Origin of the sequence: Novipirellula rosea, assembly GCF_039541335.1 — a bacterium.
In the GTDB taxonomy this organism is placed as follows: domain Bacteria; phylum Planctomycetota; class Planctomycetia; order Pirellulales; family Pirellulaceae; genus Novipirellula; species Novipirellula rosea.
On the sequence record NZ_BAABGA010000039.1, the window covers coordinates 171804 to 182057 of the forward strand.

Genomic DNA, 10254 nt, shown 5'->3' on the forward strand with positions numbered 1-10254 from the left:
CGATATCAATCCATTGATCGCAATGTCGAGTTGAACACAAATTGCGTCAACGTCGTTGCGTAATCAATGGAGATAGAATGCGGACGACTTTAGGTCAAGATGTGTCTGCGTTATACGTTCACGTCGTCGGTCTTCGTCACCGTTGCTTGCATGATGGTGAAAAACGAAAGCGGCGTCGGTTTGTAGCAGCGGTCAAACCGCAGCGGCAGCCCCGCGACGACGTCACGAAGATCCAGGTCGGTTCGCCACCCGAGTCGGCGGGTGATGTTTCCGGCCGAATCAACGACCTTTGCAATCAGAGAGTTCTCGCTACGGAAATGGTTGACCATCAAGATCTTTCCGCCCGGCCGGCACACTCGCACCATCTCGCTCATCATCGATTGCGGGTTCGACACGACGCTGATGGTATGAAACGATGTGACTACATCAAAACTGTTGTCGGGAAACGTCAATCGCTCGGCATTCATGGACAATACGTTGACGTGTTGCCATTGCTTTTGCTCGATCAATTGCTCGGCTTCCGCGAGCATGGATTCCGAAAGATCGACTCCGGTTAGCCGAATGTCATGCGGATAGCTGTCGAGCGACAATCCGGTGCCGACTCCGACTTCGAGCACTTCGGTGCCGCCCGAGATATTCATCGCGGCGATGGCACTGCGAATATTTCGTTTGGCGACGGCAGGCCATAATCCTTGGTAAACCGGAACCAAATTGTCGTACAGCCGACTGCGGTGCGGTTCGGCGGTTTTCGTCTTCTTCGGTGGCGAAACAGTGCTCATTGGTCCTGAAACCCTGTGAAAAACTCAGTCATGCTGATTCGATATCAATGCTGGCTTACCCTACGTTTCGCCCGCGTTGCCACGAAGCATCGCAGTTTTTGTGCGAGTGTCAACTCGAACTCTGCAACGCTCGGGAGACCGTTAAGTCGTTATTAAGATAGCGTTTAGGGCATCGGGACAAACAGTCCTGCGGCCCATTTTGAACCCATTTATTACACGTCTATTACAAATTGAGGCCGGTTAGGAAGACCAATACAACGAAAGACCCCCTCATGCAGGTGGTGCTGGTTGCGATCACGGCGAGAGACGCCCGGTTGAAACCGAACGTTTGCAGGCGTGAATCGCTCGCTCCCCCCCCACGTTGGACGGCTGATTGCGTCAGCCGTTTTGGCGCTAGCCACGGTTCCGACTGCGTCGCATTTCGTCGCGAAACTCGTCAAGAGGTTCGGGGGACATCCGACGATTGAGCGAAACTCTCGACGACTTCCGTTACCGAAAATCCCTTCCCCCGTCTCCGCAATTGCCTCTATTCGTCTGCCGCGGCGGGTTCGGGAGGTAAGGTTTTGCCGCCCCACAGAGATCGAACGGGAGGCCCGAAAGCGTAGTAGCAGAACGCGATCGGCAGCGCGACCCAGTGCAGGATGAAGCCGCCGACGATCGCAAACAACGCTTGTCCAAACTGATGCGTGGACCAACGACCGCTGACCAGTTGCTGGAACACGTGTGGATATTGGAAGCGTGATGTCATCAAATAAGCCAGCACGACGGCTAGAAAGGGGATCACATAGTGAGCCGACAGCAACGCGTACTGCGCAGTCAGATGGACAAATTCGGGATAGACCGGGTCGGTGGCGATTGACGCCAAGTCGGGCATGGCGATGGCAAATGCGGCAATCGTCCCAGCGGCAGCCGGGCTGGGCAGTCCCTCGAAACCGTCATGCGGATCGTCGTCATCGGTTTCGACATTAAATCGGGCCAAGCGAATGAGTACGCAAAGGGTGAACAGCACTCCGATCGCCCAGCTCAGTTTTTGCGGAAAGACGTCGCTAATTCGCCACACGATCACGGCCGGGGCGGTTCCGAAGGTGATCGCGTCACACAAACTATCTAATTCGGCACCAAAACGGCTTTCTTGACCGGTCAGCCGTGCGGCCGAACCATCCAGCGCATCAAAAACCATCCCCACGAAAATCAGCACTCCGGCAACGAACAGTTTTTCTTCGGGGTCACGTGCCAACGAATCGCTCATCGCCACCGAGATCGCGGCCATCCCACAGACGGCGTTGCCGAGCGTCAAAAGGGTGGGCAAGACGGCGAGATTGAACTTTCGTTTTCGCCGTTTGCGATTTTTCTTTGACAACAATCGTTTGCCCAGCCGCATCTTCTCACGCCGCCCTGACGCAGCCGTCCCGTCTTGCGTTTCGGAGATCTCGGCGTCAAGCAATGCACCGGTTTCGCTCGATTCATCGCTCGTTTCATCCATCGTTTCATCGACAGGATCTTCGCTGGAACGCCCGCGAGAACGGCTTCCGAACAAACTTCGTTTGAGTTCACTCATGGATTTTTATTGTGATTCCAACATGGATAGGGCTGGCGAAGCCGGCGGTGGGGTTCGGGGAACGCCGGGTACGGGACGCCGGAGCACGGTGATGGTTTTTCGGTTTTGTACGTCCTGCCAGGACGATTCTGCGGATGGAGGCGATTTTGGTGAGTTTCCTGGCTTGCGTGAGGTCTCGTTTGATCAGCTTAATCATACGCAGCAACACCGCGACGGCTAAACCGCTGGCACGGCAAAGTCGTTCTCTCATTCTTACTGGAAATGCGCCGGCAAACGGATGAATTCGGAATTTTCGTGTATCCGTTTACCAAAGCTCGTGCATTTTCGGCAAAGCGGTTCGATTTTTCAGGTCGTACCGACTTCGGGCCGACGACAGCTTCGCTACGTGCGGGAATGCACCGCTACCGGTACTCATGGTCCACCAGCGTATCCGCTATAACAGCGGTATGTCGATATGCGAAGCCACCGGAGAGAGACGACGTTAATGATGACCCCCCGTTATTTGATGCCCTTTGATACACGACGATCGCTTCATCGGTTCACCGATGTCTTGATCATCGGGGGTGGTCTAGCCGGTTTGCGTGCCGCCAACGCGGTCGAATCCAATCGTTCGGTACTGGTGGTCACCAAAGACAAACTGCGTGAATCGAATAGCAATTATGCGCAGGGCGGCATCGCGGGTGTCGTCGATCCCGACGATCGTTTCGAAGACCACGTCATCGATACGATGGATGCAGGGGGAAATCTTTGCGACAGCAGCACCGTCGACATGGTGATTCGCGAGGGGCCGCGGAGGATCGAAGAATTGATCCGCTGGGGGACTCGCTTTGACGAAGCCGATGGCATTCTATCGCTCGGTCGCGAAGGGGGCCACAGTCGCGAACGGATCGTGCACGCGCAAGGCGATTCGACCGGAGCCGAGATCATGCGTGCGGTGATCGATCGCACTCGCAGTCTGCCAAACGTCGAGATTTGGGATAACGCCTTTACGGTCGACTTGTTGACGTACGAAGGCCGCTGCCGTGGCGCGATCCTTGTCGGCCCTGACAACAGGCCGTTGATGGTGTGGGCCAAAGAAACGATTCTTTGTACCGGAGGGACCGGGCAAGTTTATCGTGAATCCACCAATCCGCCGGTCGCGACCGGTGACGGGTTGGCCATTGCCTATCGCGCCGGCGTGCAATTGCGTGATATGGAATTCATCCAATTTCACCCCACGGTGCTGTACATCGCGGGTTCTTCGCGTTCGTTGATCACGGAAGCGATTCGGGGGGAGGGAGCTCATTTGGTCGATGCCGCCGGACACCGGTTCATGCCCGAGTACGATCCACGCGCCGAATTGGCACCGCGTGATATCGTCAGCCAATCGATCATCCGGCAAATGAACGTCACCAAACATCCCTGTGTCTACTTGGACCTTTCGCATCTCGATGCGGCAAAAGTGCGTAAACGTTTCCCTGGGATCGCCGAGGCGTGTGCCAAGTTCGGATTGGACATTACCAGTGATCGGATTCCTGTTCGTCCAGGAGCTCACTACATGATCGGCGGAGTGACGGTGGACCGCCAAGGCCGTACGAGTTTGCCGGGGTTGTGGGCCGCCGGTGAAGCGACTAGCAGCGGGCTGCATGGGGCGAACCGTTTGGCCAGCAACAGTTTGCTCGAAGGTCTGGTCTACGGCGCCCATGCCGGCGAAGCCGCCTCGCGCGCCGCAGCGGAAAGTGTCAACAAACTCGAAGCGTTACCGATCCAGCACCCTATCCATCTGCAACGTGAATCGTTCGATGTCGCTGACGTGCGAGTGTCGCTAAAAAGTTTGATGGGACGATGGGCCGGTGTCGAACGTGATGCCGAAGGGCTGCGCGAAGCCGAAGATTCGATCCGCTCGTTTGCGGCTTACGTCATGTCGCGACAATTTGATACGGTCGAAGGCTGGGAATTGCAGAACATGTTGTTGGTCGCTTCATGTGTCGTCCGTTCGGCATTGGCGAGAAACGAATCACGTGGCGTCCATTTTCGTTCAGATTTCCCGCAAGTGGATGATGAAAATTGGCGTCGACATCTGACGCAACAAATTGACGTCGACGGTGGACACCCGAAAATTGGGGAACCGCTTGAGCCGAACGAGATCACACGATCGAATTAGCAATCGGCTCAGAGCAAAGGGAGCGGCATTCATGATCGAAGAAACCGTAAACAATCTGATCAGCGACCCCGGCGAAGTGGCCTTTGTCGTCCATTCGAAGGTCCGCGGTCCGATTCGCGATTTGACGTTTCTGCAGCGAGCGTTGTTGTTCGCCGAATTGTCAATGATCGCGTATAACGACGAAGACGAGGCGCGGCGTGCCGCAAAAATCGCCGGATTTGACGATGTCACCTTCTACGACCGAGACGGTTCGCAAGCCTATCGCTTTCGCAACGATTTTGACTGTGTCATCGCCTGCCGGGGCACCGAGCCGAACGAGTGGAACGATATCCAAGCCGATGCCAACGCAGCGTCGGTGGTCGCCGAGACGATTGGCAAAGTGCATCGCGGTTTTAAACGCGAAGTCGACGATCTGTGGCCGATGATCGAAACGGCGCTGATGAGTAACGAGCAACCATTATGGTTTTGTGGTCACTCGCTCGGTGGGGCCATGGCGACCATTTGCTCGGGCCGCTGCTTTTTATCGCATATTCAATCCAATCCCGAACAACTTTATACGTACGGCAGCCCGCGGGTCGGCGATAACCGTTACGTTAACTACGTCGCGCTGGATCATTTTCGTTTTGTCAACAACAACGACATCGTCACACGCGTCCCGCCGCTGCTGCTCGGCTATCGCCACTGCGGTAGTGAGGTTTACATTGATCGCAACGGCCGGCTCGGGCGACTGAACCTGCTGATGAAACGACGTGATCGCTGGTGGGGATTTATCCACGGGTTGCGACGCTGGAAAATTGACCACTTTGCCGATCACTCGATTCACAACTATATCGCCGCTATTTTTGATGCCGTTCGGGCCGAGCAAGTCGAGTTGGGCGGCGGCGGCATTGCTAAATCGGGAAGCGAGTATGCCGGTGACGAACGCGAGTACACTGAAGAGGAGAGAGTTGATTTGCCACATTTGAAACCTCGCACGACGACCCCCGCCAAACAAGACAAGTCATCAGCCGATGGCTTAGACTCGAACGAAATGAGAATTCAAGGATGAGCGGTTCGCAACCAAGTCAAAAACACCGACCTGAAGTTGGCGCGGCACAACACGTCACGCCTGGGCATGTCGAGATCGATGGCGTTCGCTTGAAACTGTCGCATCCCTATGAAGCTGCCGGACAATGGATCGGACAGCAAGAAGTGTTGATGCAGTTATTGGCCTGCTGGATTTCGGTCGACGATTCGGATCTTCCGCTCACGCCTCGATTGATCGGTTCGCCCGGGGTGGGCAAGACGCAATTGGCGATCGCGGCAGCCAAGGCGCAAGGGCGTCCGCTGTACATTTACCAATGCACCGCCGACACGCGGCCCGAAGACCTGCTGATCACTCCGGTGCTAAGTCAAGGTGGCGAGATCGCCTATCACGCCTCGCCTCTTGTCACCGCGATGATTACCGGCGGTATTTGCATCTTGGACGAAGGCAACCGGATGAACGAAAAATCGTGGGCATCGCTCGCGCCGCTACTCGACGGCCGTCGCTACGTCGAATCGATTGTCGCAGGGATCACGATTCACGCTGAAAAGGAATTTCGCGCGACTGTGACGATGAACCAGGACGAGTCGACGTTTGAGATTCCTGACTACATCATGAGCCGTTTGCAGCCAACGCTCAGCGTCGGGTTCCCGAGCAAGCAAGATGAAATGTCGATCCTGCAGTACCATCTGCCGTTCGCTCAGCCCGAGATGTTGGCGATGACGGTCGAGTTCCTGCAGCACTCACACGAATTGAAACTCGATTTTTCGCCACGCGACGGTATCAATCTACTGCGGTTTGCGATCAAGCGGATGATGCAAGACAAGAACCATCCGATCAGCGCCGACGAGGCGTGGCAGGAAGCGCTGGAGAAATGTCTCGGCGAAGAAGCGGTGGATCTTGAAAGTCTGGCGCAGCGTCGCAAACGCACGCTCGGCGGCGATGCCGTACCGCTCGGACTCGCCGATCTATTCTTCGACCCCGATGACCCGTTGCACCCCGACCGCGAAGACGACGACGATGACGACCTGTAATCGCAAAGTGACCAACAGTAGCGACAATTCCCCGTAGTGGATCTTGCTAAAGATCCCGTGCACACCCGGTAGTGGATCTTGCTAAAGATCCCAAGCATCCCTCCCGACATGCATCTACGTCGGAGGCGTTACAGAGATTAGCCGGCGGTCGAGCGAAGCGAACACCGCCGGCTCCCTCTCCACCAGCCACCTCTCCCGAGCGCAGCACGGGAGAGGTCGGACGGGCCCTTCAGGCCTCGTCCGGGTGAGGGCCTGCCTCCAGCTCACTCGCACCGCCCATCAATTCCGCGTCCGTCCCACTAGCTCCCACCCTCCCGTAGTGGATCTTGCTAAAGATCCCGCCCTAAAACGACCGTCAATCACTCTCCGCCAAAGACATTCAATCACAACTCCGCATCACGGCAGCTGCCCCCGTCGCAGACGCAAGGATTGATTGCGCTGACAATTTGAACAGGAGCAAACAGAGGAAACAGAGTTACAAGTCACCTTATCTCTGTTATCTCCCTTTCCTCCTGTTCAATGTTTTTCCCCCACTCGCGTCAAGTCGTCATCTTCATCCATTTTAAAATTTACAATTGTCAATTTAACTTTTTCAATTCTCACACCCTCCCCAACGTCGCTGCAATCGTCAGCAATCGCAGTGCGCAGCAAGGGCGACAACCATCATCCCCAAGTCCCGAAAGGGACGGCATGTTGTGGCCCACGGCGTGAGCCGTGGGTTGCAAAACAACGCAAGAATAAAAGCCCCGAAGGGGCGACAGGAAACGCCTTGTCTCCGTTTCCTCTCTTGCCTCCTGTTCAATACTTTCTCTCGCTTCCAATCACCTCGCGTTCCTTTCTTTCGCAGCAGCAAACACTTTTTCAAACAATTTGCTTGCAACGGCGATTCGGATCGCCAATAATCCGTTTTCGCCATTGCGGTGCAGCCCAGCGGAGTGCCACCCAAGTAACCGAAGGTGCAAGCGGAAACAGCCTTCGCTGTCTCTTCGATTTCCAATTGTCAATCTAATTTTCTCAGTCCTTCCCCGAGCCTACCTTCGTGGCCGCCTCCCACCACAGATCGGCAATCAGCTGATCCACGTATAAATCACCACAGATGCCGTCATCCCGGATCACGCGGCAACACTCCACCGCCGACTGGGCGAGTGCGTAGTGGCAAAGTCACCGCGGGAACCAGGTTCGATCGTTTTCCGAAAGTCCGCTAGGGGCAGCGAGTTTGCCTCAAATGACAACACCGAGATGATCGTCGTCTCCCGGATGCTCTCGAGTGATAAAACCCTATATCACTCGACTCACGAATCTGCCGAGTGATATAACCCAAACCACTGGACTCACCGAGTGATATAAGGTCGAATTCGACTATATCACCCGACTGACCCGGGGTTAAAAAGATAGTTCCCCGACTGAACTCCCCGTTGTGATCTACTATCCATGTCGCTTCAGAAACGACGTAGCAACCCAATCCACTATGACGGGATAGACCTGCGTTGGTCTGTATCCGTTCGATCGCTATCGTCACCGGGCGAGGGTTTGCTGGTCGTGCAGTCGGATCATGGACAACGCCTGGTCGTTCGACTGGCCCTAAACGACCTGTGGATTCATGGCCCCGGCCCCCGGCACTCCGTCAAACCTTCGCTGGTTCGTCGTGTGATGGATGACGCGTGCGGACTGGGCTGGACCCCCGATTCGCCCGGTCCAGAATTTCACGTTACACTAAACGACGAAGATTGTTTGACGTGTACCTGAGTCTTTCGGCCGCGCTAAGCTCAGTCCCGAATGGCGGGGAACCATCGCGTGAACCGGAGTACGCGAGTAGACGTTATTGAAGTTGAAAATCAATCGCGCGTACCCGGTTACGCGTACCGTTCTGACACGCTTGAGTCGTTTTTGATTCGACCTCCAATGCGACGGAATGCGGGCATGACGATGCGTGTGTCGTGTCGGACGAGAATGCTGCCAGTGCACCCGACGGAGCGGACCGTATTGTTTTGGTTGACCATCACAGGCGGACACGACCTGCGGCTGCACTTGCTTTTCCAACCACGATCAATTGCTTCGATCGCATTCATCTTTCTTCCCATGCCCGAACGATGGTAGCGTCGCCGTTTGCTTGCATGGCTGGATCGACTCATGCTAAACTGATGCATCGTTGGGCTCGTTTCGCTGCAAACTTGGTAAGTACCGCTCGCGGTCAGAACCATGCGGTGAACGGGAGTTCGCGAGCCAGTCCACTTTAATAAAACATCAAACCCGCGAACCCCGTTACCGCGGTCGTTCGCCAACGCAGAGCCTCTCACGCAATGTCGGGTCGTTCGGCGATTCAAAAGCAGGGCTTTGCATCTAATGTCGGGCTGCCTATTTCCACTCACGATCGATTTGATTTGCGATTCTGGCGGCGATACAATCCTCTTGTCGAGAGTACTCGGCAGTGAATCATGGTGCTACGTGTTTGGCGAACCATGCCGGTGCACCCGAGCACTCAAAAAACTATTTCCTAATGGTTAATTTTCCGTTCGTGCCAGGTGACCTCAACCGTTATCCGACTGAAATGCACCCATGAACAACTGGCCTAATCCGCGACGGTGTCCACGCTGCAAGCATCGCTTTGAAGATCCGGGCGAAATGTGTACTTGCCCAGAATGCCAATACCGCTTCAAACGTGGCGAACCGTACCCACGTCCTGGCCCTCCTCCAACCGAAATTGAAGTATTTGCACCAATCGTCTCGGCAGAGATTGCTGATCGCGAATTCATTGATGTCGTCTTTCGGAATCCCCCTTCTTTTGCTCTGTCATTTCACGAAGCGACTAGCAGGAGGGAAAAACGCGCCACCGGCCAGTCACGCGGCAAATCGGACGGAACGGTTTCGGCTACACGACTATCGTTCAACGATCATAGCGCATCATGCACCATTGATGACCGCATTCGCTACCGGCTATCGAACGGCTTGCTCGAACTTGAATGCTGTGATTCCATCTATCTAGGCCCAACAAGAATAGCCATAACGTTTGCAGCACTCGATAATTTCGACACGTTTCGGTCGCTTTTCGTAGATTGTCTGCGAGAATCTGGCGGCGAGCTACGGGCTGAAGCGGGCGGATAACAATTAAGGCTTTGACATCGCGGAGCGAGGCACGAGCGGAGCCGATGTTCAAGGCCTTGGTTCAAGAAGGCCGGTGGAACGCTTTAAAGATTCAGCGATCGCCTGGAGAATTCAAGAAGGGTTTTGCTTTCTTGTCGCGTGACCGCAGGACTGATGATGGTGGCGGAGATGGCCCGGGGTGCCGAGTTGCAGCCAGCAACTGGGCCGCTTTGTGCGTTTCCTGATTGTCTGCCAGTGCGGCTGCGGGCCTCGTTTTTCGCGATCTGCGCAGACCGTCTGCGACCGCACTCCTGGTGACGCTTCGTTTTTGACGGTTTGAACGATCGTAAGCCGCATCGTTTAGCTCGCCTTTTCCAGCGGTGGCCCGCGACTATAGATCACTCGGTGGTTTCGATCAGTGATCTTGATGACCGACAACGGACCACCGCAGTCCGTGCAGCGGCTCGCTGGAGGAGAGTGACTTTCCTTACGAGCTAACATTGCCAGCGTGAACGTCCAGCCCAAGAACAACCAGACCATCCAACGGACTTCCTCGATACGGATCCGATGATTGGGACTCATCCAGCCGTAGTAGCGAACTTTCTGAAAGCCGCGCGGCAGCACGTGCTGCAAGA

At 55.4% G+C, this 10254-nt stretch carries 7 protein-coding genes; 4 read left to right on the forward strand and 3 right to left on the reverse strand.

Translation table 11 applies throughout. The features are described from left to right. Positions 1 to 110 precede the first annotated feature (110 nt). Both ABD971_RS16605 and pssA read right to left on the reverse strand, forming a co-directional pair. Complete coding sequence (locus ABD971_RS16605) at positions 111 to 779, reverse strand: class I SAM-dependent methyltransferase (protein WP_339945977.1); 669 nt, start codon at positions 777 to 779, stop codon at positions 111 to 113. 526 nt (positions 780 to 1305) lie between these two features. After that, positions 1306 to 2337, reverse strand: a complete 1032-nt coding sequence (gene pssA / locus ABD971_RS16610) for a CDP-diacylglycerol--serine O-phosphatidyltransferase (protein WP_345323862.1) — start codon at positions 2335 to 2337, stop codon at positions 1306 to 1308. A 484-nt stretch (positions 2338 to 2821) separates the two neighbouring features. Here pssA and nadB point away from each other — a divergent pair, with 484 nt between their 5' ends. From nadB to ABD971_RS16630, 4 genes are all read left to right on the forward strand, one after another. Further along, positions 2822 to 4480, forward strand: coding sequence for an L-aspartate oxidase (nadB, locus tag ABD971_RS16615; protein ID WP_339945980.1), 1659 nt, complete (start codon positions 2822 to 2824; stop codon positions 4478 to 4480). Positions 4481 to 4511: 31 nt separating this feature from the next. Beyond that, on the forward strand, positions 4512 to 5528 hold the full coding sequence (locus ABD971_RS16620) for a lipase family protein (protein WP_339945981.1): 1017 nt from the start codon (positions 4512 to 4514) through the stop codon (positions 5526 to 5528). Continuing rightward, positions 5525 to 6538: an AAA family ATPase gene (locus ABD971_RS16625; protein WP_339945983.1), complete on the forward strand. Its 1014-nt coding sequence runs from the start codon at positions 5525 to 5527 to the stop codon at positions 6536 to 6538. Before ABD971_RS16620 ends, ABD971_RS16625 begins: the two co-directional genes overlap by 4 nt. Before the next feature lie 1431 nt (positions 6539 to 7969). After that, a complete protein-coding gene (locus ABD971_RS16630; RefSeq protein WP_339946965.1) occupies positions 7970 to 8284 on the forward strand; it encodes a hypothetical protein in 315 nt (104 codons plus the stop codon). A 1695-nt stretch (positions 8285 to 9979) separates the two neighbouring features. Here ABD971_RS16630 and ABD971_RS16635 read toward each other — a convergent pair. After that, on the reverse strand, positions 9980 to 10254 hold a 275-nt coding region (locus ABD971_RS16635; protein ID WP_345323866.1), incomplete at its 5' end, for a transposase.

Excerpts from the sequence above, each read along its gene's own strand:
- ABD971_RS16605 (WP_339945977.1), bottom strand. The coding sequence starts at position 779 with ATGAGCACTGTTTCGCCACCGAAGAAGACGAAAACCGCCGAACCGCAC.
- pssA (WP_345323862.1), bottom strand. The coding sequence starts at position 2,337 with ATGAGTGAACTCAAACGAAGTTTGTTCGGAAGCCGTTCTCGCGGGCGT.
- nadB (WP_339945980.1), top strand. The coding sequence starts at position 2,822 with ATGATGACCCCCCGTTATTTGATGCCCTTTGATACACGACGATCGCTT.
- ABD971_RS16620 (WP_339945981.1), top strand. The coding sequence starts at position 4,512 with ATGATCGAAGAAACCGTAAACAATCTGATCAGCGACCCCGGCGAAGTG.
- ABD971_RS16625 (WP_339945983.1), top strand. The coding sequence starts at position 5,525 with ATGAGCGGTTCGCAACCAAGTCAAAAACACCGACCTGAAGTTGGCGCG.
- ABD971_RS16630 (WP_339946965.1), top strand. The coding sequence starts at position 7,970 with ATGTCGCTTCAGAAACGACGTAGCAACCCAATCCACTATGACGGGATA.